This is a genomic window from Rothia sp. HMSC068F09, from assembly GCF_001812775.1.
Classification (GTDB): Bacteria; Actinomycetota; Actinomycetes; order Actinomycetales; family Micrococcaceae; genus Rothia; species Rothia mucilaginosa_A.
Genome location: NZ_KV810430.1, coordinates 463,923 through 490,065, shown reverse-complemented (window position 1 = coordinate 490,065; position 26,143 = coordinate 463,923). Strand labels below are relative to the sequence as shown.

General features: G+C 62.6%; 24 protein-coding genes and 3 tRNA genes. 20 read left to right on the top strand and 7 right to left on the bottom strand.

Features of this window, described 5'->3' with window-relative positions:
- Positions 1-111 precede the first annotated feature (111 nt).
- The 5 genes from HMPREF2874_RS08890 to HMPREF2874_RS08870 all read right to left on the bottom strand — a co-directional run bounded on the left by HMPREF2874_RS08890 (position 112) and on the right by HMPREF2874_RS08870 (position 6,125).
- A complete protein-coding gene (locus HMPREF2874_RS08890; protein ID WP_083309878.1) occupies positions 112-1,806 on the bottom strand; it encodes a polysaccharide pyruvyl transferase family protein in 1,695 nt (564 codons plus the stop codon).
- A 3-nt stretch (positions 1,807-1,809) separates the two neighbouring features.
- Positions 1,810-2,868, bottom strand: a complete 1,059-nt coding sequence (locus HMPREF2874_RS08885; RefSeq protein WP_070650006.1) for a glycosyltransferase family 2 protein — start codon at positions 2,866-2,868, stop codon at positions 1,810-1,812.
- 141 nt (positions 2,869-3,009) lie between these two features.
- A complete protein-coding gene (locus tag HMPREF2874_RS08880; protein ID WP_070650005.1) occupies positions 3,010-4,050 on the bottom strand; it encodes an inorganic phosphate transporter in 1,041 nt (346 codons plus the stop codon).
- Positions 4,050-4,667: a phosphate transport regulator gene (locus tag HMPREF2874_RS08875; protein WP_070650004.1), complete on the bottom strand. Its 618-nt coding sequence runs from the start codon at positions 4,665-4,667 to the stop codon at positions 4,050-4,052. The genes HMPREF2874_RS08880 and HMPREF2874_RS08875 overlap by 1 nt, the downstream gene beginning before the upstream one ends.
- A 726-nt stretch (positions 4,668-5,393) precedes the next feature.
- Positions 5,394-6,125, bottom strand: coding sequence for a histone acetyltransferase (locus tag HMPREF2874_RS08870; RefSeq protein ID WP_070650003.1), 732 nt, complete (start codon positions 6,123-6,125; stop codon positions 5,394-5,396).
- A gap of 134 nt (positions 6,126-6,259) precedes the next feature.
- Here HMPREF2874_RS08870 and HMPREF2874_RS08865 point away from each other — a divergent pair.
- The 7 genes from HMPREF2874_RS08865 (at position 6,260) to HMPREF2874_RS08835 (ending at position 10,980) form a co-directional block, all read left to right on the top strand.
- Positions 6,260-6,332 (top strand) — tRNA-Lys (locus tag HMPREF2874_RS08865).
- Between the two features lie 88 nt (positions 6,333-6,420).
- Complete coding sequence (locus HMPREF2874_RS08860) at positions 6,421-6,930, top strand: asparaginase domain-containing protein (protein WP_049333411.1); 510 nt, start codon at positions 6,421-6,423, stop codon at positions 6,928-6,930.
- 37 nt (positions 6,931-6,967) lie between these two features.
- On the top strand, positions 6,968-7,537 hold the full coding sequence (locus tag HMPREF2874_RS08855; RefSeq protein ID WP_070650002.1) for a hypothetical protein: 570 nt from the start codon (positions 6,968-6,970) through the stop codon (positions 7,535-7,537).
- Between the two features lie 101 nt (positions 7,538-7,638).
- Positions 7,639-8,445, top strand: a complete 807-nt coding sequence (locus HMPREF2874_RS08850; protein WP_070650001.1) for a DUF2975 domain-containing protein — start codon at positions 7,639-7,641, stop codon at positions 8,443-8,445.
- Between the two features lie 142 nt (positions 8,446-8,587).
- Positions 8,588-9,208, top strand: coding sequence for a hypothetical protein (locus HMPREF2874_RS08845; protein WP_049333415.1), 621 nt, complete (start codon positions 8,588-8,590; stop codon positions 9,206-9,208).
- A gap of 64 nt (positions 9,209-9,272) precedes the next feature.
- Positions 9,273-10,388, top strand: a complete 1,116-nt coding sequence (locus tag HMPREF2874_RS09275; protein WP_070650000.1) for a hypothetical protein — start codon at positions 9,273-9,275, stop codon at positions 10,386-10,388.
- Positions 10,389-10,461: 73 nt separating this feature from the next.
- Positions 10,462-10,980 (top strand): hypothetical protein, encoded by a 519-nt coding sequence (locus HMPREF2874_RS08835; RefSeq protein ID WP_070649999.1) that lies wholly within the window; start codon positions 10,462-10,464, stop codon positions 10,978-10,980.
- Positions 10,981-11,154: 174 nt separating this feature from the next.
- Here the strand turns inward: HMPREF2874_RS08835 and HMPREF2874_RS08830 are convergent, their stop codons facing one another.
- Entirely contained in the window at positions 11,155-11,811 is a 657-nt protein-coding gene (locus HMPREF2874_RS08830; RefSeq protein ID WP_070649998.1) for a DedA family protein, read from the bottom strand.
- A gap of 331 nt (positions 11,812-12,142) precedes the next feature.
- Between HMPREF2874_RS08830 and HMPREF2874_RS08825 the strand changes: the two genes are divergently transcribed.
- The 9 genes from HMPREF2874_RS08825 (at position 12,143) to HMPREF2874_RS08785 (ending at position 22,565) form a co-directional block, all read left to right on the top strand.
- Positions 12,143-14,302, top strand: coding sequence for a RecQ family ATP-dependent DNA helicase (locus HMPREF2874_RS08825; protein ID WP_070649997.1), 2,160 nt, complete (start codon positions 12,143-12,145; stop codon positions 14,300-14,302).
- A 37-nt stretch (positions 14,303-14,339) separates the two neighbouring features.
- Positions 14,340-14,867, top strand: a complete 528-nt coding sequence (locus HMPREF2874_RS08820) for a nucleoside deaminase (RefSeq protein WP_070649996.1) — start codon at positions 14,340-14,342, stop codon at positions 14,865-14,867.
- 498 nt (positions 14,868-15,365) lie between these two features.
- Positions 15,366-16,283 carry an ABC transporter ATP-binding protein gene (locus tag HMPREF2874_RS08815; RefSeq protein ID WP_070649995.1) on the top strand — a complete coding sequence of 306 codons (918 nt, stop codon included), beginning with the start codon at positions 15,366-15,368 and terminating at the stop codon, positions 16,281-16,283.
- 2 nt (positions 16,284-16,285) lie between these two features.
- Complete coding sequence (locus HMPREF2874_RS08810) at positions 16,286-18,892, top strand: YhgE/Pip domain-containing protein (RefSeq protein ID WP_070649994.1); 2,607 nt, start codon at positions 16,286-16,288, stop codon at positions 18,890-18,892.
- Positions 18,893-18,934: 42 nt separating this feature from the next.
- Entirely contained in the window at positions 18,935-19,555 is a 621-nt protein-coding gene (locus HMPREF2874_RS08805) for a TetR/AcrR family transcriptional regulator (RefSeq protein ID WP_049333429.1), read from the top strand.
- Between the two features lie 191 nt (positions 19,556-19,746).
- A tRNA-Ser gene (locus HMPREF2874_RS08800) sits at positions 19,747-19,833 on the top strand.
- A gap of 102 nt (positions 19,834-19,935) precedes the next feature.
- Positions 19,936-20,574 (top strand): uracil phosphoribosyltransferase, encoded by a 639-nt coding sequence (gene upp, locus HMPREF2874_RS08795; protein WP_049333431.1) that lies wholly within the window; start codon positions 19,936-19,938, stop codon positions 20,572-20,574.
- 572 nt (positions 20,575-21,146) lie between these two features.
- A complete protein-coding gene (locus HMPREF2874_RS08790) occupies positions 21,147-21,902 on the top strand; it encodes a winged helix-turn-helix domain-containing protein (protein ID WP_070649993.1) in 756 nt (251 codons plus the stop codon).
- A gap of 117 nt (positions 21,903-22,019) precedes the next feature.
- On the top strand, positions 22,020-22,565 hold the full coding sequence (locus tag HMPREF2874_RS08785) for a SixA phosphatase family protein (RefSeq protein ID WP_049333435.1): 546 nt from the start codon (positions 22,020-22,022) through the stop codon (positions 22,563-22,565).
- A gap of 63 nt (positions 22,566-22,628) precedes the next feature.
- On the opposite strand, the gene HMPREF2874_RS08780 is transcribed toward HMPREF2874_RS08785, so the two are convergent.
- Positions 22,629-22,717, bottom strand: a tRNA-Ser gene (locus HMPREF2874_RS08780).
- A 450-nt stretch (positions 22,718-23,167) separates the two neighbouring features.
- Between HMPREF2874_RS08780 and HMPREF2874_RS09560 the strand changes: the two genes are divergently transcribed.
- The 4 genes from HMPREF2874_RS09560 (at position 23,168) to HMPREF2874_RS08760 (ending at position 25,486) form a co-directional block, all read left to right on the top strand.
- Positions 23,168-23,368 (top strand): DUF4190 domain-containing protein, encoded by a 201-nt coding sequence (locus HMPREF2874_RS09560; protein ID WP_371440553.1) that lies wholly within the window; start codon positions 23,168-23,170, stop codon positions 23,366-23,368.
- A 199-nt stretch (positions 23,369-23,567) separates the two neighbouring features.
- A complete protein-coding gene (locus HMPREF2874_RS08770; RefSeq protein ID WP_053090269.1) occupies positions 23,568-24,002 on the top strand; it encodes a hypothetical protein in 435 nt (144 codons plus the stop codon).
- Between the two features lie 138 nt (positions 24,003-24,140).
- The gene (locus HMPREF2874_RS09415; protein WP_070649991.1) at positions 24,141-24,620 is read left to right on the top strand and encodes a hypothetical protein; all 480 of its coding nucleotides are present in this window, start codon (positions 24,141-24,143) and stop codon (positions 24,618-24,620) included.
- A gap of 242 nt (positions 24,621-24,862) precedes the next feature.
- Complete coding sequence (locus tag HMPREF2874_RS08760) at positions 24,863-25,486, top strand: polyprenyltransferase (protein ID WP_070649990.1); 624 nt, start codon at positions 24,863-24,865, stop codon at positions 25,484-25,486.
- The last annotated feature ends 657 nt before the right edge of the window (positions 25,487-26,143 follow it).

The window sequence follows — 26,143 nt, the reverse complement described above, 5'->3', positions numbered from 1 at the left end:
GTTCTGTGACGTGCGACCTGCGCCCCCGGCCAGGTCGGGCGCTCTCTACGGCTTTGGGGGGTGCTGGAGGTACTGCGGGGTGTCGGAGGGATGCCCGGAGGGGCAGCCGACCTAGCCGCGGATGCGGCGGGCCACCCGGCGCAGAAAGCCGGTGCGGTTCTCGGGCTCCGGCGGCTCGGGGTTGCGCCCGTCCCGGGCGTCCCCACGAGGCTCGTTGTCGCCGGCTGCCTCGCGGGGCTCTTCCCGATCAGCCAGCAGGCGCTCGAGCTCGGCGCGGTGCACGGCATCCCAGGAGTGCGCGCGGTCGGACATGGCCCACTCGAACCCGGCCGTCAGGCTCGTGGCCGTAAAGAGGTCTCGGGCGGCGCGCACCGTCGCACCCAGTGGCTCGGGCAGCGCCGGGACCTGTGTCGCGGCGGGGAAGGGCGCGGGGGCTTCTGCTCCGCCGCGAGTTTCTTCACCGTGCACAAGGATCTGCGCCAGCAGGTAAGTGCGTTCGGCTCGTAGCGCCTCCAGCAGCTCGATGCGGCGCGCATCCGTTGCTACCGCCGCGTGCCGCAGGGCGGCGGTGATCATCAGCTCAGGAACACCGCCGGCGAGCATACCCAACGGCAGGGTGAACTCGCCCAGCCCGTACTGGCGCAGGGCGCCGCCCACGCGCATCTGCGTGAACGCATCGGGCACGAGGGCGAGCACGGGAATACCCGCCGCGGCGGAGAATACCGCCGGGTGGTAGCGGCTGGTCAGGGTGAACGCCGCCGCCCGGTGCACGGTGATGCTCTGGTCGGCGTGCAGAATCGGTAGCAGGGTCGCCGGGGTGGAGGGGCTGAGCCGCTCGGCGATGCGCTGGTGCGCCTGAATATCACCGCTTGTCGGGTTCTGCGGGTCACCGTAGTGGCTCAGAAACACGGGTGCGTAGCCGTGTTCGCGCCACATGCCGTCGAGTAGGCGCGCAATCTGCTGAGCCTGCTGGTCGGTACACTCGTTGACGGTCACGCAGACGTAGTGCTCCGGCAGCTCGTTAAGTGACTGACTTGCTGAAATACCCTCCGCATAGTGCAGGGTACGTGCCGGGTAAACCGCCGGGTAGTCGGTGGCGTCATCCACGCTCAGGCGCGCGTCGATACCCCGTTCGCGGCACCATGCGAGCGAGGAGCTTTCGCGCACCGTCACCGAACGGGCGGTGCGGAGCATGCGCTCCAGAACCTGCGCATCCTCGGGGTTGAGGACCGGGCCCAAGGACTGGCCGGTCACGAACAGGGGAACACCGGCGTACTCGGCGACAAGAGCCACCGCGGCACGCTCGTAGAGGAGCCAGCCGAAGCGGGAGTTGAGGTTGCCGCCACCCGAGATGACGACCGCGTCCATGGCGGCGATGGAGTCCGCGAAGCCCACCATGCGCTCGACGGTCTGCTCCAGCGGGTGCAACACCTCGGGCAGCGCCTGCACCTGCGGTAGTGCCACCAACTCGGCGGTGGAGGGCCGCTCCCGGTCGGCGTGCAGCTCAGCCAGGACGCACTCGAGCGCCGCGAGGGTCAGCTCGCGCTCGGCCGGTGCCCAGGGGAAGAGGAAAAACGGCAGGTAGGAGTAGCCATCGCCTTCTGTGCCGCGGGGCGCGTTGAGGTACCGCGCCGAGTGTCGCTCGTCGCGGGTCATGAGGGTGACCGCCGCGCCGCCTTCGTGCAGGAAAAGGGCGCTCGCGATGGTCATGGCCTCGTCACCCACGTGGTAGGTGTGCTGGCCGATATCGCCGACCACGAGCACGCGCGGCGCGCGGGAATGATTAGGATGAGCGTTCTCCGTCATGGGTTAGCGGCCCTCCCCGTGAGGCATTGCGGAACGCATGCGCCGCGCGAGGGAGCGGGCCGCGGAACTCAGGGTGCGCAGGGCGCCGCGTCCCCGCGATCGGTCGGCGGCGAATCGGGCTTCCAGCTCGCGCTGGCGCGCATCCATAGCGGCCTGACGAGCCTCAATGCGCTCTAGCCGCTCCCCGAGGGAACGCAGAAGATCCAGGGATTCGCGGGTCAGGTCGTGCCCGTCAATCACACGACGTTCCAGATCTGCCATCAGGTGCGCCTGGTAGAGGTACGGGCCGGGCCGTCCGCCGGACTGCAGGTCGTCGCGAATCGCGCGGGCGCGCACGCTTGCATCAAAACGGGCGTGCTCGGCTTGGCGCTGCACGCTATTTGCCTCCGCGCCGTCGGCCTCCGGGCGTAGCGACCAGTAGGCGAGGGGCTCGTCCACGAGCAGCACCTCGGTCACTGCGGCGGCACGCAGGTTGAACTCCCAATCGCCGACCACGGGCAGGGACTCGTCGTAGGGGCCCACCAGCTCGTGCAGGCGGCGGCGGTAGAGGATGCCGATGGGTACCGCGCGGTTGGTGCGGTAGAGGAACTGCAGTCCGAACCCGGGCAGGCCGTCGTGGAAGATGCGTTCCTCGTACACCTCGAACTCGCCCTCGGGGGTTTCGCGTTCATAGCGTTCCACCACGCGGGTCGAGCAGATGAGAGCGTCGCTTGCGCGCAGGGCCCCGACGGTGCGCTCCAGGAACTCAGGGGCCCACAGGTCGTCATCGTCGTGGATGGCCACAAATTCGCTGTCGGTGGCCGCCAGCCCGGCGTTTGAGGCCGCCTCCATATTCCCGCCGCCGGTGGTGAGCAGCATGAGTCGCGGCGCATCGCCCTCCAGCAGGTGCGCAAGGGGCGAAGCCTGCAGAATGGCGCGGGTGGCAGGCTCGTCCCCGCCGTCGTTGATGACGCAGACCGTGTAGTCGGTGAAGGTCTGCTCGGCGATATTGGCCAGGGCGCGGCGCAGAAAACGGGGGCGGTCCTTCGTGCGGACCAGAACAGCTACGGTGGGGGAGGGCATAGTCACTTATCAGTTGGGGGAGGTCGTGTGAAGGCTCGTGAACTCACACCATTATGAAGGGCGTTAGCTCCCGCGCTCAACCCGCGCCGACCATAGATGAGAAAGGGAATCAGGTGGGGTCTACGGCGGCCCCGCGAAGCCTCAGAGAAGCGCCTGAACCGCCATCATGACCGCCACACCGACAATAAAACACGCCGGAATAGTCACAATCCACACCAGCAGAATCTGAAGCACAATGCGGGGCTTCAACGCGTTGAAACGCTGGTTAACACCCGCGCCCAGGGTCGATGCGGTCGCCAGGTGCGACGAAGAGAAGGGAACCTGCAGCAAAAAGTACCCAAGAATCTGCACGGCGGCGGTGGTTCCCTGCGCGACGGCGCCGCGGAGGGGATCGATGCGCACCATCTTGTACGCGAAGGTGTAGCCGATGCGCCGCCCGCCGCTGAGCGTTCCCAGGCCCAGGGTCAGGGCGATAAAGAGCGTGCCGAGGAGCATCCCTGCGGTGTCCAGACGGTACGTTCCGCCGGAGCCCGAACGGTCGCCGAGCAGGGGAACCATGAGCGACCACAGGAGCAGGTACAGATAGCCTGTCTGCACTCCGTGCAATAGTGAAATCGCGGAGGAGGACACCGCGAGCACCTCGCGGGAGCGCTGGTTGACCATGCGCGGGTTGTGCCCCACCACGAGCCGGTAGAAGGGAATCACCATGACCCAGGAGAGAACAAAAATCAGTGGGGGCAGGTAGAGCAGGGGCCAGAGGGTCGCCTCGAAGATGTGCGGCAGAAACGAGCTGAGGTGCAGTTCCTGGCTACCCTGCGTGCTGAATCGGGCCCACCAGCTGACCCCGGCCAGCGCGCCGATGAGCGCGTGGGTCGAGGAAGAGGGCAGGCGGAGCGCCCAGGTCAGCATGCCCCAGATGGAGCAGACGAGCAGCGCGGCGAGGATGCCGCTCAGGCCGGTCTCGCCCTCGGGGGCGCTCACCCAGGTGGCCGAGTATTCGCCCAGCAGCAGGAAGGCGCTCACGACGCCGAGGACGTTGAAGAGCGCCGCCAGGTAGAGGGCTGAGCGTTCGCCGAGGGCGCGAGTGCGCACGGGCACGGCGACCGTGTTGGAGGCGTCGTGCATGCCGGTCACGTAGACGGCCGCGCCGAACGCGCAGAGGGCGAAGGGAATCAGGAGCATTAGGACTCCTGCACGATGATGCGGCCAATCTCGGTGGAGACATCGCGCATCGCGTTGGAGGCGGCGGTCAGCTGGGCCAGGAAGGTCACGTAGCGGCGGTAGCGTTCGTGGGTGTAGCGGGTGGAGATGTGGGCTTCGTACTCTTCGGCGGTGCGCAGGGCCTGCCGCGAGATGCGGAGCATGTCCATCCAGTAGTTGTCGAGACCGCGGATATCGGCGAGCTTGGGGATGACGGTCGCGGTGAGTACGGCCTGCCGCTGAATGATGTCCAGAATCGAGGTGATGTGCGTGGCAAAGCCGTCAATGCTGTGCAGTGACAGCACGTGCGCGGCGCTCGTGAGCTTTTCAACGGCGGTGGTGAGCTTACGGGCCAGGGTGTAGATATCCTCGCGCGGAATCGGCGGGGAGAAGGAGCTACGCACCTCGGTGAGGGTGCGGTAGAGCAGGTCGGTGGAGTCGGCCTCGTGCGCGAGCATGCGCTCGAAGAGGGCGGGGTATTCGGCGACGGGGGAGCCCACCATTTCGGAGAGGAGCGCCGCGGCCTCGCCAACCTGGGCCGAGATTTCGGCGAGGGAGGCGAGGGATTCGTTCGCGTGGGGGAAGAGGCGGTGCAGCATAGTTCCCAGTCTAGCGAGTGGTCGGGGCTGAGGAGTATTTTGGACGCGACCCACGCCCAGAACCTATACCCGGAATCCGTGCCCAGAACCCAGTCGCAATAATGTATTCTCAATTTCGCATATACGGAGTCTGTGGTGCGGCGTGAAGAGATACGCCAAAACCGGGTGCCGGAACCGGGCGCTGGAACTGTGGGCTGAAAGCCCGGACCAGCCCGGACCAGCCCAGACCGACCCGGGCTATCTCGAGCTATCCCGGGCTGAATCGGGCCGAGATACGGGCTAGCCTAGACCGGGATGCGGACCATAAAATACAGGCCGAAAACATAAAACGGTGGGGGTCGATTTCTCGACCCCCACCGGAACGTTTAGGGATGTCGGGTTGGGAGCGCCTCTCGGCGGAAGGCCGCTCGAAGCGGCTAAAGATTTGGAGCCCGGGGCTACCTATTAGCAACCCGACATCTTGTAATTATTATCTACCCGCGCCCCGCAAGAGTCAATCGAAAACGCCCGTTTCACGCCCTTAGCGTGCAAAGTGGAACCTGTGCCAACTCACGAAACTAACCCCGATATTGATGCATCGGTCCCGCCTTAAAACCTAGACTCTGACGAGGGTGTTGCGCGTTTCAACAAAGCGCCTTATCGGGCCCCTATCGGCAGGGATCGAGCGTGGCGCGAACACCGGCAGTCGGCAAATCGAGGAACCCAGCAGAGTGGGGCATCCGGCCTCTACGCGATTTCCTCCGGGTCTCGTCGAGAAGCCTCCGCGGCGCGCCACTGGGCGGCCACCGCCTCCAGGTCCTGCGCGTCCTGCTCGAGCTGCGCCGCCTGCCGCGGCATACGCAGGTGACGCTCGACCGCCTCACGCTTAATCTCGTGGCTCGTCGCCACCGGACTCACCGGCGCCGGATTACGCGAGTACCGCGCGAAATCCACGCGAATCCCCAGGGCCACGACGCGAGCGAAGGCCGCGCACCGCTCCATCGCCATATCCAGGTCCCCCGTGTACAGACCGGCCAGGATCTCGTCAATCGTGCGCACAACCTCCTCGGCGCCCGGCGGATCCGGCACCCCCGCCACCACGTGCGAGCGGTAGTCCTCCGCCATGCCCAGCTCAAAGGCGCGGCTCACCCCGCGCGGGGAGCGGTGCACCGTGTCCCGCAGCCGATACATACGCCAGAGCGCGCCCGGCAGGGAGTGCGCGCTCGCGTGCGACCACAGCTCGGCAAGCATTTCGATGCCGTAGTCGTCGGTGAAGCTGACGAGTCGCTCGGTCAGCTCTCGATCGGGGCCGCGCCCGCGCGTCAGCAGGATGCGGGCCGAGGCGTGAGCCGCCTCCTCACGGGCGGCGGGATCCATGCCGCCCTCGTGCCGTTCGAACTTCTCGGAGGTAAAGAGGACGGGTCGGTGATGCGTGCGGCGGCGGGAGCGCCCGCCGGCGGAAGATGCGGATGTAGACATAGGATTACCCAGTGTACTCCTGCCGCGACTCCGCGCATTTTCGCCCGCTGTGCCGCGCCCCGCACCGTTCCGGAGGCGAGAGCCGTTAGTGTATAGTAGTTTTTATCTGCAGGCTGTATAGCTATGCGGAAAGAGCGCCTTTAGCTCAGTCGGTAGAGCTACGGACTTTTAATCCGCAGGTCGTGGGTTCGAGCCCCACAGGGCGCACCGAACGACCCGTCGCCTCCCGCTCAGCGGGGGCCGGCGGGTTTTTGCGTCGTTATTGGTTCTGTTGCTCAAGAGATGAGGAGACCCCGTGAGCGTCACCATTAAGAACCCCGAAGAAATCACGATTCTGGCCACCGGCGGCACGATCGACAAGTTTTACTCCGTCGCCGGCACCATGGATATCGGCGAACCCGCCGCCAAGGACCTGCTCGACCGCGTCATTACCGACGTGCGCTTCGACATCCGCCCGCTCATCGGCAAGGACAGCCTGGATATGACCGACGAGGACCGCGCCGAGCTGACCGAGGCCCTGGACGCCGTCACCAACACCCAGGTGCTCATCACCCACGGTACCGATACCATGCCCGAAACCGCCCGCTACCTGCTCGAGCACGCGAAGCTGGGCGAGAAGGTCGTGGTGCTGACCGGCGCGATGCAGCCGGCCGTCATGGCACGCTCCGACGCCGGTTTCAACCTGGGTGCCGCAATCGCCGCCCTGAACCTGCTGGATCCGGGCGTGTACATCAGCATGAGCGGCCGCATCTTCCCGGCTGAGAGCGTTCGCAAGGACCGTTCCCGAGGTATTTTTGAGGGCTAACGCGCCTGAACCGGCGCAGTCGTCTGAATCGGCACAGTTGTCTGAATCGGCGCAGCCGCCGGAGGAGCACGGCCCGCGCTCCGCCGCACCGGGGCCCCGCGGCTCGGAACTCTCCGAGCCCGCGGAGGCCCCCTTTGTGGAGCTTTGGGATATTGGCAGTAGCGAGCCCCTGCCAGCAAAGGTGCTCTACGCGGTGCGCGTCGTACTGCTCATCGCCCCCGCGCTCGGCATGGTGTACTTCTTCATGCGCGCGGCTCTCTTTCCCGTGGGTGCTGTGCCGCTCGTGTACCTGGTCGTGCAGGGTTGGTTGGCCACCATCTACCGCGCCGACCGCTCCGTCATGCTGATTTACTGGGGCAACGCCGTCTCGGCGCTCCTGGCCGCGGTGATGGGTGCCTTCTTCGCGTACCTGCTATTCGCCCTGCACGGGCCGGATGCGCTCTTTAAACACTTCGGGACATTCTACGCGGGAGCCGTATTTACGGTCATGGGGTCATTCGTGCTGGAGTTTTTCTTCTCGCTGTTCTACGCGGTGGTTCTGCGCCGGGTAATCAGGCGTAACGAGGCCTTCCACCGCGGGTCGTTCTCGGAGAACACCGGCGGCTAAAAGGGCACTGTCTGCCCCCTCTTTTCATGTTCGGGAAGCCTTCAACTGCGCATGATACGGTAGAGGCGTAAACCGTCGTCCACGCCGTCAGGAGGAGATATATGGGTACCCCGGACCGGACCACAGACGATTCCGCACCGTCCGTCGAAACCCCGGATGGCACCGCCGTGCGGACCCGGTACCAGGCGCCCATCCGCGACCTGCGGCCCGCCTCCGCGGAGGTGAGTGTCCCCTCCACCGCGATGCACCGCACGGTCCCCGCGAACGCCGTGCCGACCGCTCCCCCGAAGGATGCGTCCCTGCCCGCCCCGCACGTAGCGCAGGCCCCGACCACCTCCCTCAATCCCCCGGTGGCACCGGCCGCGCTTCCGGCGTTTCTGCGCACCTACTCCCGCGATGAGGTCAAGAAACGCCAGCGTCAGCTACGCAAAAACCTGCTGGTGCGCGTCGCCATTCTGAGCGTTCTGGGCCTGACGGAGGGCCTCATCATCGCCCAGTACACGCAGCCGCTGGCGATTTGCTTCTGGCTGGTTGCGGCCCTGTACATCATCGTCCAGGCCTGGCCGATTCTGCGCCCGCCGAACGACGTTGCCGACACCTCCGTGTACAGCATCTGGGCGATTTGCTCCCTGATTGGGTACATTGGCGTGGGGCTGGTGCTCTCACCCATCACGTTCCTGCTTCTCATGCTGGACTGGGCGGGCGTCTCCATGGGCTTCGACCCGATGCTGGTGCTCTGTGGCCTAGGTCTGGTGTGGGTGAGTGAGATTGGCCTGTCCCTACTAACGATTTACCGTTTCAACGAGTTGAGGACCGCGCTCACGCATCCCGCCCCGCAGAACGAGGCCGACGCATCCGACGTACCCGAAGATTCCGGTGCGGGCGCGGAGGTCGCCCCCTCCGATTAGGAATCTGCCGGAACACCCCGGCCGATGCACATAAGCTCACCGAACACACCGTATTTCACCACACCATACGTACCCTGCGCCTACCCGCCGCATCGATGAACCGTCGTATGTCACGGCGCGCAGGCCCTCGAAAGATCCAACCATGCCTACCCCCGAACCCGCACCGCTCCCCGCGGCTCCGGCCGCTACCTCCCCCGAGGCGTCCGTGAAGTCCTCGCGCTCTAAACCGCCGACCCCGAACCTCGTGTCGGTCGCCGGCTGGGTGCTCCTGGCCATTTCCGCGGGCTGGGTGGCGTTGCTGGTGTACACCACCGTGTCGCTGACAACGACCCATCTTCCGCGCCTGTCCACCTGGCATTCCTCCACCCTCGTGGAGGCGCAGGCCTACTACCCGGTGCTCTTCCTGATGCTGTGCACCCTCGGAAACGTGGTGCTGCACAGTTTCTGCACGGTGGCGTTCATCCGTGGCTACCGCTGGGCCGCGGTGGTGCTTTCGGTGTCTCTGGTGATGGGCATTATCTCGGCGATGCTGATTATGCTGAGCGTGGGCGCCATGCTCGCCACGCTGAACGGCGCGCCCAGCCAGGAGGTCGAGTTCCTGCTGAGCACCTCCTCGCCCCTGTACACGCCCGTGTATATCGCCGGGGGTTACCTGGTGGTGTGCGTCATCGCGCTGGCGTTGGTGTGGTCGCGCCAGTCGCGTGCCTACATGGCGGCCCGCAGCTCGTGGCGTTTGAGCCGCCGCAAGGACTACCTGCTTTAACCTCTGCCGCGGGCTTGCGGCCCGCCGATAGTTTATTCACCAACCACCGATGAGGATGACCCCCATGCCCCCTACTTCCGACCCCGCACACGAGTCACAAATCCGTACCGACCCCGACGGGCACAAAGACACCGTAGAGGCGCCCGATGACGGCGAGGAACGGATTGGGCCGGTGCAGAAGACTTCGGTGCTAGTCGATATCTCCTTCTACCTGGGCGTGGGGCTCATGCTCGTGTACGCGGGTTTGGACGCGCACCAGGCCCTCGCATCCTCCGGACACGGTTGGGACATCGTCTCAATCTTCACCATTGCCGTGCCTCGCCTTCTGAGCGGAACCTTCTGGGTGGAGCTGGTCGTCCTGTGCTTCCTGCTGGTCTTGTGGACGGGTAGCAGAGGCGCACGTCAGACGCTGATGCTCTACGCGGCCGTCTGCTGCCTGAGCGGTATGCTCATCACCGCGGGTTCCTTCGACCTGGCCGGATTTTTCTTCCCGGCCTTCACCGCGCTGAACCCCGCGACGAGCCCGGCCACCGCCTCCCTGACCGTGACGAAGGTGCTGGTCATCATCGTGGGCGTTGGCGCCGCACTTTTCATTTTTCTGCTGGCCCTTGTCTCTACCCGGGATGAGGAGGTCGTCCTGTCCGAGGAGCCTCCGGCACCCGCGGCGGAGAGCACGAAAAACGTGGCCGGGGCCGACGAAGAGGCGGGCATGACCATCGAGGAGAGGCAGGCCGCCCATTACCTGGAAATGCTCCGGCTGATTGACGAGGAGGAACGGGTAACTCGCACCCCCGCCGAGCAGCGAATCCTCGATCTTCGCGCGAAGATGGCGGTGACGGAAAACCCCCTGGAAAAGCAGCGTCTGGAGGGCGAGATTCTGCTGACGCTCCGCGCCGAGCGTGCCGGTCTGGAACCTTACGACGGCGAGCTCGACGGTGACGAGCCGGTCGATGAGGAGAACGCCCTCAGTCATCAGAGCGCAGATACAGAAACGCGTGCTCGTTTGGAAGAAGAACAGGTGCGGCGGAAAGAAAAGGAGGCTAACCGACGGGCTGAAGAGGCGGTCGCTCAGCAGTACAAGACGAATCGCCGCAAGGCTGGCCGGAAGAAGCCTCGCAAGGAACAGCGCGGCTACAAGGACACCTCCGTGTACACCGAGGAAGGGTACCGCCTCAACTAGCGGTGCGGGCCGTCCCCCAAACAGACTATTCGGTTCTCCCGCCGCAGGACGGAGAACATAGAAAGGAACGATAATGTCAGAGTACGGAGCCCCGGGATTAGCCCCTCAATACCAGCAAAGCCAGCCACGATCCAACGGTCGTCCTGTTGCTTTGATCTGGGTGACAGCGCTTACTGTGCTGATTATTTTGATCGGGGCGGCACAGTCTACCGTGAGCGCTTTGGAACGGAACCATACCGCGATGAATTCAGAAGCGCTGACGCAAGTAACCATCCCTGCACTGGTCAAAATCATCCTGATGGACGCGGTAACTATTATCGCTCTGTTATTCCTCTGGTTACGGCGTAATTGGGCGCGCATCGTCAGCATCGTTTTGAGTATTTTTGGCGCGCTGGGCGGTATTTTATACATTTATGGCTCCGTCATACTCTTCAGCTCTGTCGATGTACAGACGCTGAGCGGTGCAGAGCTGGCGCACTTCGTTTTTGTTCTTGTGGTGGTGAATCTGCCTACTGTTTGTAACGCGGTAATAGCGGTATTGCTGTTCACCCCCAGTATGCGCCGGTACACGTACGCGGCTGGCACGTACTAAAGGGTTACCGGAGTAAATAGGCTTGATAGGGCGTGATACGTCAAGTAGTGCCGGGGGCAAGCTTTCGGTACCGCTACTTTACAGAGCTTGAGAGAACGTAAAAAGGTGGGGATACCAGACGGTATCCCCACCTTTTCTCGTCCCTGGCTCATCGGCCTAGAGGGACTTCAAGCATTACTCAGCGGATTCGCGCTTAGCCTTCGAGCGGCCGCGCAGGTACTCGATAAAGACCGGCACCACGGAAACCAGCACAATAATCACGGCGATGTACTCGATGTTGTTGTGCACGAACGGAATACCGCCCAGCAACACACCGGCCACACCAATCACACCGATCCACGCAATGGCGCCGACGGTATTCCACAGGTGGAACTTCTTACGGTCGTACGAAGAGATACCGGCTGCCAGCGAAACGAAGGTACGCACAATCGGCACGAAACGGCCCAGAACCAGAGCCAAGCTACCGCGCTTCTGGAAGAACTCCTCGGTAGTGTGCAGGTTCTTCGTGCTCAGAATCTTCGCGTCATCCTTGAAGATGTTGCGGCCGTAGCGGGCACCAATCTGGTATCCCACCTCGGCGCCGGCCATCGCCACAATCACCAGCACGGGGAACGCAACCCACAGGGACAGGCCCATCTGCTGGTGCAGCATACCCAGCGCAAAAATCAGGGAGTCACCCGGAAGAACCGGGAACAGCACACCCGACTCAATGAAAACAATGATCGCCGAAACAACCAGAACCCAGGGGCCGGTGTCGAGCAGGAACTGTTCAAGGTTAAGGCCCAGCAGCGCAACCGGAAGCTGCGCGAGAGCGGCGGCAAGAAAAGTCATGAAAAATCCTGAACTGTGAGTGGACCGCGCGCACGGATTGGCGGCGGCGAAGTAACACCAGCATAGAGAACGTGCCTATGGTGAACATAGTGCAAAACTATGCGGAGGCTGTGTAGCACAGAGACAATTCTACCGGGGTTTAGCCCGGATGCACGGGTGAGCGAGGCGTAAATCTCCGGGCCCGAGAACGAAATGGCGCGCAGTGATGCGGAACTCGCACGCCCTCCCTAGAAATGACCGGCTCCGAGGCCAGGATGCGCCGGGTGTGACATGATGGGAAGACAGCGCGTCGGAGCGCCCGCCCGCGAACCACCCACCGTCGGAGAAAACCATGAACCCCCAGCAGCCGGACACCGCCACCTCCCTGCGCGACGAGGCCCGCGAACTGTTGCGCCGCCTCACCGGCGCCTCCGAAGCCGACTTCCACGACGGCCAGTACGAGGCGATTCACGCCCTCGTGGCCGACCGCGCCCGCACCCTGGTGGTACAACGCACCGGCTGGGGTAAGTCCGCGGTCTACTTCATCTCCTCGCTACTCCTGCGCGCCCGGGGTACCGGGCCGGCACTCATCATCTCCCCGCTGCTTTCGCTCATGCGCGACCAGGTGGCCGCCGCATCCCGCGCGGGGGTGCGCGCCGCCATGGTGAACTCAGCGAACGTCACCGAGTGGGACCGCATCCGCGAGCAGGTCGAAGCCGACGAGCTCGACGTGCTCCTGGTTGGCCCCGAGCGGCTCAACAACCCGGCGTTCCGCGAGCAGTGGCTGCCGTTTCTCATGCCTCGCCTGGGCCTGCTCGTGATTGACGAGGCCCACTGCATTTCGGACTGGGGCCACGACTTCCGCCCGGACTATCGCCGCATTGGCGCGCTGATTTCTTCTCTACCTGCCGGCGTGCCCGTGCTCGCTACGACCGCTACAGCAAACGACCGCGTGACCCGAGATATCGCCGAGCAGCTGAGCGCCGCGGCCGGGGACGCACCCGAGGTGTACGTGGTGCGCGGCCCGCTCTCCCGGGCCTCCCTGCGCCTGGGCGTGCTCGCACTGCCCGACGAGGGCCAGCGCCTGGGCTGGCTCATGGCGCACCTGAACGAGCTACCCGGCTCGGGTATCATCTACGCGCTGACCGTTTCGGCGGCGGAGGATACCGCCTCCGCCCTGCGCGCTCGCGGATACGACGTGCTCGCCTACACCGGAAAAACCGACCCGGATGAGCGCATGGCCGCCGAGCAGGCCCTCAAGGAGAACCGCGTCAAGGCCCTCGTGGCGACCAGCGCCCTCGGCATGGGCTTCGACAAGCCCGACCTGGGGTTCGTGGTGCACCTGGGCGCGCCCTCCTCTGCGGTGAGCTACTACCAGCAGATCGGCCGTGCGGGCCGTGGAGCCGCCAACGCGGACGTCCTGCTGCTACCCGGGCGCGAGGATCGGGCCATCTGGGAGTATTTCGCGACCTCTTCGATGCCGGAGGAGGAGAAGGCCCTGCAGGTGCTGGCCGCCCTAGAGCAGACCCCCGAGGGCCTGAGCCTTGCCGCGCTGGAGGCGCGTGTGCAGCTGCGCCGCTCAATCCTGGAGCTGCTGCTCAAGGTCCTGGACGTCGAGGGCGCCGTCGTAAAGGAGGGGAGCCGCTGGTGCCGCACCTCGGCTCCCTGGAGCTACGACCGCGAACGCTACGCGGGGGTTGCGCGTGCGCGCGTGCGCGAGCAGGAGTCCATGCTGGAGTACGAGCGGACGGAGGGGTGCCGCATGGTGTTCCTCGCCCGCCAGCTGGACGATACCTCCGCTCAGCCCTGCGGCCGATGCGACCGGTGCGCCGGCCCCTGGTACTCGACGCAGGTTCCCGAGGAGGCACAGCAGGCGGCGCGTCAGAGCTTCGCCACCGTGGGGGTTCCGGTGGAGCCGCGCCGCATGTGGCCCACCGGCCTGGACCAGCTGATGGGCGCCTCCGCTCCGCGCGGTCGCCTGTCGAAGGACGAGCAGGCCGAGCCGGGTTATGCGTTGGCGCGCCTGAGCGATATGGGGTACGGAACGCGCCTGCGCGAGCTCTTCGCCACGAATGAGCTGGGTGAGCCGGTTGATTCCGAGGTGCCGACCGACCTGGGTCGCGCCTGCGTGAAGGTGCTGGCGGCGTGGCAGTGGGGTGCCGCGGGGCGACCGACCGCGGTGCTGACGTTGCCGTCACCGGTGCGTCCTCGCCTGGCGCAGTCCCTGGGTCGGGGGCTGGCTACGGTGGGTCGTCTGATGGATTTGGGGCAGGTTTCTTTGGTGGAGGAGCCCCGCTTCTTCGGTGGTAATAGCGCCTTCCGCTGTGCCGACGTTTTGCGTTCTTACCTGGTTCCGAGCGAGGTGCTGGACTACGTGCGCGAGAACCGCTGCGCGGTTCTGCTGGTTTCGGATCTGGTGGATTCCCGCTGGGCTAACACGGTGGTGGCTCGCGCGTTGAGGGAGGCCGGGGCCGCCGCGGTGTATCCTTTCTCTTTGGCCGCTACTCACTAGTCGCGTTTCACGCTCTTTTACTCCCCGACGAGGTTATATGTCATATTCGGAATATTTAAATTTGATGGTTGATGACGGTTCTTCCACCGTGCTCAGTGACATTCCCGCGCGTGCCGACCACCGTGAGTGGATGGGCCTTGCCCTGGCGGAGGGGAAAGCCGCCGGTGAGCGCGGCGAGATTCCCATCGGCGCCGTCATCGTGGATGAGCACGGGACCGTCGTCGCCTCCGCCGGCAACACCCGCGAGCGGGAACACGATCCCAGCGCCCACGCGGAGGTGAACGCGATTCGGCAGGCGGCGGCGCGGCTGGGGCAGTGGCGGCTGGAGGGATGCACCCTCGTGGTGACCGTCGAGCCCTGCCTCATGTGCGCCGGCACGATTCTGGCCTCGCGCGTCTCGACGGTGGTTTTTGGCGCCTGGGAGGAGAAGACGGGCGCCTCCGGTAGCCGCTACGACGTGCTGCGGGACGGGCGGGTTGCGCCGGCTCCCGAGGTGTATGCGGGGGTGCGCGCCGAGGAGTGCGCGCGGCTCATGCTGGATTTTTTCAGGGAGCGTCGCTCTTGAGTGCGTTCCTGCCTGCGGTTCTCGGTGGTGTGCCCCTCGGCGATGTCCCTCGGTGGCGCACCCCTCGGCTGTGCCCTGTCGTCGGTATTCTGTTGCGAATAATTCGGCGAGTGGATTCTGCCGCTCTACCCTGCCTCCCAGCCCAGCCCCCCCGTCGCGCCCGGGGTTCGCATCCGCGGTTTGCCGCTGGGGGGAGGCTCGTTCCCGGGGCCTGTTCCCTGGGATTGTAGCGGGGGAGGAGGCCTGGTGAAACCGGTCATGGATTCGTGGCTTATTTGAACGAAAAACCCCAATTTTTTGAAAAATACTCCGAAAATTTCAAAAATAGACGCTTTTTCACCCGAAAATCCCCACAAAACCACACTTAACCGGGTCTACGATATATAAGCATCGGAGCCTGAGAACCCCTCCGCGTCCTTCAGCAGGTATCGCGGAACGAGGTCCTCGGGCTCGTACTTTTACCCGTTTCTACCCGTCGTACAGATTGAAGGGACCGCCGTGCTTCGCGTTGATAACATCTGGGCCAAGGGGCGTCACCACGCCCTTTTTGGCCGCACCACTTTCTCGGTAGGTGGGGGCGAAGTCATCATCGTTCAGGCCGACAGCCAGATGGAACGTACCTCCCTGGGCCTGGCCCTCACCGGCCGTTTGCCCCTGTCGGGCGGCGAGATTTACTGGAGCGCCGGCGATGAGGAGCCTCAGCCGATTTCAATGAAGAAGTTGCGCCGCATCAGCGACATTATCGATTCCCCCGATGTGACCTCCCCAGAGCAGCACATGCGCGTGCACGACTACGTCTCTGAGATGCTCTCCTACAATCTGCCGATTTTTGGTCGTTCCCGCGCGGGCCGCTGGTTGAAGGAGCGCGGCCTCGAGGATTTGGACGGCCTGTGGATGGACGAGCTGGACGGCGAGATGAACATCGAGCTTATGGCCGCCCTGGCACAGAGCAGCCCCTCGGATCTGCTGGTCTTCGATACCCCGTCGCGCCACCTGAACCACACGCGCATGTGGCTTCCCTTCCTCGAGGAGCTGGCCAACGATGAGGACCGCCCCCGCACTGTGGTGGCGATTGTCCCGCATATTTCCGATACCTGGCACGGTGCGCGTGCCGTGGTGGGTAGCGTCCACATGGATCAAGAAGGGGAGTTCGAGGCCCCCGAGGATCCGGCGGAGGAGCCGACCGAGCCGGAGATTGACGTGATTGAGGTGCGTGAGGTGGAGGAAATCCCCCTGACCTCTTCGATTCCCCTCACCCCCGCGGCCGGGGTAGCGGCCGAAGCCACCGTTGTGGCGACCCCCGTTCCCGCGGCGTCCGGCGTGACCGAAGCCGTTCGGGCCGTTGATCAGAAATCCACTGATCAGAAACCCGCTGATCAGAAACCCAACGCCCAGAAGACCGCTGAGAAGGAGTAAGAATGACTGTTCTGCGTGTTGCTCTTGTTGAGCTTAAGCGCCTGACCAGCGGTGTTTTGCCGGTCCTGGTGCTCATTGCGATGTCCTGCATCCCCCTGCTGTACGGTGCCCTGTACCTGTACGGCAACTGGGACGCCTACGGCCACGTGAACGGCATCGTGGGTGCCCTCGTGGTTGAGGATGAGGGCGCGACGGATTCTTCTGGTCAGCAGGTGAATACCGGTGCCGACGTGAAGAAGAATCTTCTGGACGCCGGCACGTTTGATTGGCGTCAGGTTCCGACCCGCGAGGAGGCCGTCGACGGCGTGGAGAAGGGCACCTACGATTTTGCGTTGGTGATTCCGAAGAATTTCTCCCGTAACCTGCAGAGCGCCGCGGCGTTTAAGCCGGATGCCAACGGTAATACGGGCACGATTGATCCCCAGTCAGCCGGTATTGAGATTGTCACGAATGACGCGAACAACTACGTACTGACGAACATCGTGACGAAGGCGGGCACATCGGTGCGCGATTCGGTGGCGTCGAAGGTGGGTAATGCCACTGCGAATGCGTTGCTGGCAAGCTTCACCACGATTCACTCGAAGATGGGGGAGGCGGCCAGCGGCGCAGAGAAGGTGAACACCGGCACGGTCAAGCTGGCCGATGCGATTGTTCAGCTCAAGGACGGCTCGGCCACGGTGAACGACGGTGCCCTCAAGCTGAAGGACGGCACGGTCACCCTTTCTGATGGCACGACCCAGCTGGTGGATGCGCAGAAGCAGCTGGCCGATGGCGCGGATAAGCTGGCAAGCGGTGCGGCAACCCTGGATTCGGGCGCCGCAACCCTGAATTCGGGCGCCGCGAAGCTGGTGGACGGCTCGACGACCCTGAAGAACGGCACTTCGACCCTGGCTTCTGCCGCGGCTTCGGCTTCTGACGGCGCGTCGAAGCTGAAGGACGGCTCGGCCACCCTGGCTCAGGGTACTTCTTCACTGAAGGATGGCTCGGCCACCCTGGCCCAGGGCGCGAACAGCCTGGCTGAGGGCACCCACAAGCTGCGTCAGGGCCTGGATGAGTCGGGTATCCGCGAGCTGCCGGGCCAGCTGAACGCGATGTGTCAGCACCTGCAGCAGACGGATACCTCCGCCCCGAGCGGTGATTTCGGCCGCGACCTGTCGAATACCGTGGTGTCGGCGAGTGCGCAGAGGCTTCGCGAGCGTCTGGCTCCGATGGTGGCCGCTGGCACCATGACCCAGCAGCAGGCTGATGAGCTGGTGTCTTCGGTGGATTCCGATGAGTTTAAGGGTGAGGTGGCAACGCTGAACCAGAAGGCTCTGGAGTCTCATCTAGCCTCGCGCAGTGCGACTGCCGCAGATGCTATGTCGAAGCTGCAAGCCCTGAAGTCGAGCCACTGCGTCGCGGACGGTTCTTCGTCCTCGGCGGCTAAGATTCAGACCCTAGTGTCGGGCGTGGACGCGCTGGATGCTGCCTCCACCTCGGTGGCGAAGGGCGCCTCTTCCCTGGCTGAGGGCGCGGCCCGCGTTGATAGCGGTGCCTCTTCGCTCGCCTCGGGCGCGGCTACCCTGGCCGATGGTAACGCCCAGATTGCTTCGGGTGCATCCTCTCTCGCTTCGGGCGCCTCTTCCCTGGCTGAGGGCACCGAGAACCTGAAGTCGGGTACCGATTCGCTCAAGAGCGGTACCGCGACCCTGAAGGACGGCACGAGCACTCTGGCCGAGAAGGAGCAGAGTGCCGTCGAGGGCCAACAGAAGGTGGCCGATGGCGCGTCGAACCTGAAGGACGGCGCGTCCCAGCTCACCGAGGGTACGGAGAAGCTGGCCAGCGGCACGGATCAGCTGAATAGCGGTGCCTCGGAGCTGAAGGATGGCACCTCCTCCCTGCAGAGCGGCCTGGCTTCTGGCACGAAGCAGGTTCCGAACCTTTCGGAGTCGGATCAGACGAAGGTTGCCGACACGATGTCGAACCCGGTGACGCTCTCGCACGATTCCCTGGCTTCGGGCCGTAACTATGGTGAGGGCATGGGCCCGTTCTTCATGTGCCTGGCGCTGTGGATTGGTGGCCTGATGCTGGTTCAGACGCTGCGCGTGATGAATAACCGTGCGTTGGCTTCGCACGCCCCGTCGGTTCGCGTGATGCTCGGTAGCTGGATGCCCTTCGGTCTGGTGGGTATTGCTCAGGCGACGCTCATGTTCGTGGTGATTAAGTTCGGTCTGGGCTTTGAGATGGCTCACCCGTGGCTGGCGTGGTTGTTCCTGTGCTTTGTGGCTCTGATCTTCACCGGATTTATTCACGGTCTGACGGTGTTCCTGGGTGCTCCCGGCAAGCTGGTGGCTCTGGTGGTCCTGATTCTGCAGCTGGTGACCGGCGGTGGCACGATGCCGTACGAGACTCTGCCCGAGTCGATTCGTTGGATGCACGATTTCTTCCCGATGGGTTATGCGGTGACGGGTATGCGTCGCCTGTCGTATGGCGTGAACGAGTCGAGCCTGTGGGGCATCATGCTGGTTCTGACCCTGTGGGGTCTGGCGGGCTTGCTGCTGGGTTACCTGGGTACGCGACGTGATCGCACCTGGTCGTTGAAGAAGCTCGCACCGGAGATCACTGTCTAATAAAATAGAGGTATACCTGCAAAAAGGGAGGGAGGACTTCTGATGTTGCAGCGACCAGTCGCTGAAGCTGCAAGTCGTCGTCCCGGCCGTACTGGTAAAACTCAGTTGAAGTTGTTCAACGCTGCTATGGATATCATGACCCAGAAGGGGCTTGAGTACGCCACTGTTGAAGAGGTGGCTGCTCGGGCGGGTGTTTCTAAGGGAACCGTGTATTACAACTTCGGTTCCAAGAAGACTATGGTGGATCAGCTGGTTCAGTACGGCACGCAGTTGCTGCTGAGCGATGCGCGCCGCGCGGCGTCGGCCCAGTCCGACCCGCGTGAGGCGTTGCGGAGTGCCGTTCGTGCCGCGTTTCAGTACCTCGAGGACCGCCCGGGCTTTACCCGGATGTGGCTCTCGGAGGCCTGGAAGGGTGCGGAGGGTTGGACCGAGACGATGAGCGATAACCGTCAGGATCTTCTGGAGTATCTGGAGGAGATGACGGAGGCCGTATCTCGCCGCTACACGGTTGATACCGCTCAGAATCCTCGTGCGATTGCGATCTCTATGTTCGGCGCGATTTACATGCTTGCCATGGATCGCGAGGTTCATCAGGTTGACCGCAACGCTGAGGACGCGACGCGTGCTGTCATGCTGGTTATAGATGGGTATATCCGCCATTAGACGAACCCGCCGGGTTCGTTAATGCTGCCGGGACTGCGGTGTCGGGTGTCGAAAAGGGCACGGTAAAAGGGACGTGAAAAGGGCGACACCCGGTTACCGCACGCGTTTTTGTCCCGGTGGGAGAAGATACGGCCCGCCCCTGCGCTTTTCTTGCCCTTTTGTCTTGGGGTGTGCTACACTTTTCCACTGTTGGTGGTGTGTCCGAGCGGCCGAAGGTGCATCACTCGAAATGATGTTTGGTGTAAAAGCCAACGGGGGTTCAAATCCCTCCACCACCGCACCAACGAAAACCCGTCGAGCTGAGCTCGGCGGGTTTTCTGTTTGCCGAATTGCGCGGCTCGCCTGTGAATGTATATGCGAGTGCGAGTAAAATTTATGCCATGCGTATTAAGATTCTTGACCACCCGCTGGTCGCCCACAAGATTAGTGTTCTGCGCGATAAGAACACCCCTTCCCCGATTTTCCGTCAGCTGGTTGACGAGCTGGTGACTCTCCTGGCCTATGAGGCTACTCGCGAGATTCGCGTGGAGGAGGTTGAAGTGGTGACTCCGGTGGCTACCACGACCGGTGTGCGCATCGCCAACCCGAAGCCGCTGGTGGTGCCGATTCTGCGTGCTGGTCTGGGCATGCTGGAGGGCATGACCCGCATGGTGCCGACCGCCGAGGTGGGTTTCCTGGGTATGGCTCGCAACGAGGAGACCCTGGACATCGTGACCTATGCCGAGCGTCTGCCGGAGGATTTGACGGGCCGTCAGGTGTACCTGCTGGATCCGATGCTGGCCACCGGCGGCACCCTGATCGAGGCTATTAAGTTCTTGCGTAAGCGCGGTGCCGAGTCGGTGACCTGCGTGTGCCTGATTGCCGCCCCCGAGGGTATTGCCGCCCTGGAGAAGGGCGTTGAGGGCATGGAGAACGTGGACCTGTTCCTGGCTGCCCGCGATGAGCGCCTGAACGAGAAGGCTTACATCGTTCCCGGTCTGGGTGATGCTGGCGATCGCCTGTACGGTTTGGCTGAATAATTTTTGATTCGGCTTCGCGAGACGGTTTCGCGAGACCAATTGTGCGCCGTCCCCGCGCTGGCTATTTCGATAGCCCGCGCGGGGACACTTTTGTCTAATAGGGCGTGCGTACGATGCGGGATGGGTGGTGTCGATGATTCCCCCCTCCGTCGAACGGGGGAGGGATAATTCAAAAAATCTACATGTGACAAGAATCATTTCATGTGGATATTGTTGGGTTAATGAGGGGTATTTGAGGGTCTCTTAAGCTTTGATTGAGGGCATGAAAATACAGTGCTCCGCGTCATCATGCCGCTTTAGATGAATATTTATGTAGATGGGGCGCGACGGGGCTTGATGCGGGACGAGTCTGGCCCGGATGAGTGGGGATGTATTGTACTCCTTTTTGGATGCGGGAAGTATCCACGATGCCGAATCCGCTTGATTTATCCGTCAAATAGGAGAAATATTAAGAGAAAGGATTGATGCTCGAACAGGTATTAGGGACTGTTGGGCCACGCGTCACTTCCGGCGCACCCCACCACCATGTAGGTAAGGCAATTCCTACGTAGATTTTGAGAGAAGGCTGAACCATGTCAGGTGCTGTACCTGGATACGTCCACATCTCCCAGCGAGGCCGCGCCGCGAAGCGTCAGGCCGTCCAGCCCCATCGTCCCGCCGCACCTGCCGCAACGTTGCGTCCGATGACATTCTCCGCGGGGGATTCCTCCCCCCACAAGAATGCTCAGGAGAACGAGGCTCGCGGCTTCGTGCTGTACGTGGGTCTGAATGAGGAGCTCGCCGCCGCAAACGGTACCTCCCTGGTGCGCATCGTTCAGGATCTGCGCACCTACGCCCACCACCTAGCCCCCGAATCTGAGTCTTACGCCGCCGTGGCGCTGGCTCCCGTGAACGCCGAGGGTAGCGACCTTGAGGTGGTCCGTAACGCGCTGGGTGATCCGACCGCCGTGTACACCTACCCGGAGGCGAATACCACCCGCGAGGCGGAGGGCATGAACGGCCACTCCTCGGGTGTGCTGATTGACCTGGCTCGCCGCGAGGTGTTCCTGGACGGTGAGCCGCTGATGCTGACCTTCAAGGAGTTCGAGCTGCTGGCCCACCTGGTTGAGAATAGCTCCCGCACGGTTGGCCGCGAGGAACTGCTGAAGGCCCTGTGGAGCTCGGGTGACGAGCACCCGCACGAGCGCACGATTGACGTTCACATTCGTCGCCTGCGTTCGAAGCTGGGTCGCCTCTCGGGTACCGTGCGTACGGTGCGCGGTCAGGGTTACCGCTTCTTTGAGCACCCCGAGGTCGTCGTCTGGGCGGCCCCGGAGTACTCCATCTAGGCTTGTAGTTTTAGGGTGCACCCCGGTGCGCCGGCCCCGTGCCGGTGTGCCGGGGTTTACTCATGCCCGGGTGGCGGTGCGCGGGATGTATCGGCGCGCTCTGGATAAAATGGGTGTATGGCTGAGAATTCTTCCAACACTGCATCCGGCTCGCACCGTAGCGGAGCTAAGCGCCTGATTATTATGCGCCATGCGGAGGCCGATTGGGGCCTGAACGATTTCGACCGTCCCCTGACCAAGCGCGGTCACGAGCAGGCTGCCGCCGCGGGTGCCTGGCTGGCTTCGCGCGGCTATATTCCCGAGCAGATTATGTCTTCGTCGGCGTTGCGCACGCGCCAGACGACCACCTGGGTTGCGGACGGCCTGGGTTCGAAGGCCCCGACCGCGCATCTGGATGAGGGTCTGTACGAGGTTTCGGCCGCCCGCATCATTGCGCGCATTAACGGCGTTTCAGAGAACGTTCATTCGCTGATGGTGGTGTCGCACCTGCCCGGCGTGCAGGATGCCGCGCAGCGTCTGATGAGCCCCGACTCCGATCCGAACGCGTCGATGGATGTGTACTATGGCTTCCCGCCGTCCTCCATCGCGGTGTTTGAGGTACCGGGGGAGTGGGCCCTGCTGGACGGCGCGGATGCGCGCCTCGTGGACTTCAAGAGCTTCTAGGTTGTGCGCCCGATAAAACGCATAGCAAAAGCCCCGTACCGGGTGGTACGGGGCTTTTAGCGGCGGAGACGGGGGGATTTGAACCCCCGGTCGAGTTTAACCCCGACCCTTCATTAGCAGTGAAGTCCATTCGGCCGCTCTGGCACGTCTCCACGGTGCGCTCGTGAGCGCATCCCTATAAGAATATAGGCTGTTTTGCGCTTGGTCAATTCGGTAGGGGCCTCGCGTGAATTAGGTGCGTTGCTCAGGTACGCGAGGTGTTTTGCCCCAAACCGGCTGAGCAGACGGGGATTTACTCCGTGGGATACAGACCGTGCACATTGAGGCTTAGACGCATTTTCGATACACTACACTCCATCCAAACCGATAAATCGGGAGCTCTCTGGAGTGCGCACGTATCGTCCGATACGGACGTATCGGAGTACCCCCCCCATCACTCAGCGAATCGAGGAATCATGTCTGAGAACCCCAACAACCCCCAGCCCCAGTTCAACCAGGACCCCTAGTTCAGCCAGCAGGCACCCCAGTATGGTCAGCAGGCTCCGTACGGTCAGCCGGCTCCGACCCCCGAGCAGCAGGCTCAGGCGAAGAAGGCAAAGACCCTGTCGATTGTCTCTCTGGTGAGCGGTATTGTGAGCTTCTTTGTCCTCGGTTTCATCCTTGGTGCTGTAGCTATTGTGACCGGCCGCCTGGCTATGAATAACCCCGAGCTGAAGAACCGCGGTATGGCTATTGCCGGTACTGTTCTGGGTGTCGTCAGTATTATTTTGCTGGTCGCTCTGAAGATTTTTGTAAAGCAGTAAGATTGAAGCTATCTGCAGTAGCCTCATGATTTGAGGAAGCCCGCGAGCGCCCCGTGCGCACGCGGGCTTTTGTATGCTTGAGGGGGCATTGCCGGAATGGGCGTGGTGTACGCAGCCGAAGCGTGAATATAGCTGCCGCTTCGGTGATAGGCTAGGAACAACACGGGCCAACGCCGACCAACCACAAAGGTGAGATGCCATGTCTCAGAATCCGCAGGGTTCAAACCCTGAAGACTCCGACCCCGAATACAACCAGCTGAACGAACAGCTTGCTGAGCTGTCTGCGCAAGATGGCCAGGATACGTCCGGTCAGCCTATGATGCTGCCCGCGGATACCGTGCAGAAGATTATCGGGCGGGTTGAGGGCGAGCGGGCCGCTCAGACTTCCCTGGTGCTCGGTCTTGTCAGCCTGATTTGCCTGGGTTTTATTGCCGGCGTGCCTTCTTTCATCATGGGCTATATCGGTATGTCTAAAGCGAAGGAAGCGGAGCGCCTGGGCGTTTCGGCTACAGCGGGTCGTAGGATGAGTAAGATAGGCACCTTTATAGCTTTCCTCATTTTCTTCTGCACGTGTGTCTTCATGCTTATGGGGATTATCGGTTCCCAGAGGGTTGCTGGCTATTCCCCCTATTAAACTTCCGGGTCGGCCGGTATCTTAGCCTGGGCGGGCACCATGAAGGTGCCTAATCCTCGCCGCCGAAAACAGATTACGGATATCGGGGCCTCCCCCGAAACACCTGTCGCGTATCAAGACTGAAAGATCGTGGTTATTATGTCTCAGACTCCCCAGCCTCAAGAGCCGGACCCGTTCGACTACAATCCCGCGTACAACCAGCTCTACGAGGGCCGCGATGCCGGGCAGGGCGCGGTCGGCGAGCCGCGGAATGTCCCGGCTACCTACGAACCTGCCGGGGCGTACACTCCGCCTCCTGCCTACCCGGAAAGCGTCCCGGGGAATATCATCACGTCCCCTGGCTTCCTGGAGGAGGGCCAGAAAGCGGCGCAGCGTTCGTTGACGTTTGGCATCATCAGCGTAGTGCTCATTCTCCTCATGTATTGGATTCCCTACTCCACCCTCGGATCAATTATTCTGGGCGCCCTGGGAATTTCGGCCGCGCGAGACGCGGAACGCCACGGTGTGCCGGCAAAGGCGGGGCGCATCCTCAGCTGGATTGGCGTGGTCCTGCCCATCGCCCTGACGGTCTTTGCGATTATTGCCCTCCTATCGCTCCTTTTCACCCTGAAGGGATAGCCGAGTTAGCGGTTCGGCTGGCCGAGACTTCTGGAACCGAGCCCACCATCTTTTGTCTGCAACATGTAGAAGCCCCGTTTCTCGAATTGAGGCGCGGGGCTTTACGCATATTCGCGGAATCCCGAACTAACGCTCGAGGTGTCTTGCGCGGGTCAGAATGACGGGTGTAGTTGCCCCCGTTCCGTTGATAGGCTAGGGTGAATATTGTTTAACACACACCTGCCGCACGAAAGTGAAATACCATGTCTCGGAATCCGTGGGGTTCTGACTCCTACGATTACAACCCGGACTACAACCACCTGAACGAGCAGTACGATCAGAACAGCCAGTATGGCCAGTATGGGCAGGGTTCGTACGGTCGGTACGGGCAGGGTTCGTATGGTCAGTACGGGCAGAGCTCCTACGATCAGTATCCCTATGACCCGTACGGCCAGAATTCGTACGGCCAAGACCCGTACGGCCAGAATCAGTACGACCCGTACGGTTACCAGTATGACCAGCCCATGATGGCCCCAGCCGGCTTTCTGCAGAAGACCCCCGAGCAGTTTTTTGGTGAGAAGGCTGCCCAGACCTCCACTGTGCTCGGCGTTATCGGCTTGATCTGTATCGTGACTCTCAACTGGTGGCTTTTCGGTCTGCCCTCCCTGATTCTGGGTGCTATCGGTATTTTCAAGGCAAACGAGGCGGAACGCTACGGTGCCGTCGCTTCGGCAGGCCGCATCATGAACTGGATTAACGTAGCCGTTGGTGGCATATTCCTGGTGCTTTTCGGCGGAGCTCTTCTGCTGGCGCTCATGCTGGCTCTTTCGGATTCTGCCGCTAATTCAGAGTTGGTTGATGCCGCGAAGACGCTGGCACTTCTCTAAAAACTTTGCCCTTCTCGAAGAGGTAAGAGCCCCGCTCCTCACAGTGAGGAGCGGGGCTTTGCTGTACATATGCCGTATATTTTGCGTATTGGGCCGGACACGCTTGTTCCCTCCGAGGGGAAGGTCTAGGGTGAAGTTAACAACACCCGGTATTGAAAGGTTGTGGATGCGATGTCGCAGCTACCCCAAAACAACGAAGCCTTCGATTACAACCCCGAGTACGCCAATCTTTACCGGCAAAATGGTAACGGGCAACCCATCGTTGGGTCCGCAGGGGGCCCACTGCAACCCGCGAGTGGGTTCCCGAGTCAGGAAACTGGGCGGAGCGCCGAGAACCTCTCCTTGCTCTTCGGTATCCTCAGTTTAGTGTGCATCCCGGGTATTCGATGGACGCTGTACGCCATCCCTTTCTCACTGATACTGAGTGTTTTAGGTATCTGGCAGGCGCGAGTGGCACGACGGCACGGTGCGCGCGCTACCGCGGGTATGATTCTCAGCGCGATGGGTATAGTCGTTGTCCTTCTTCTCGTTGCCATCATCATATTGATTCTGAACGCTTTGTCGGGCATCCACTAATCACAGCGGCTCGATGTCGAGCCTAAATGCTCTCTCAACCCGATAGGCACTTAACACCCGGTATTGAAAGGTTGTGGATGC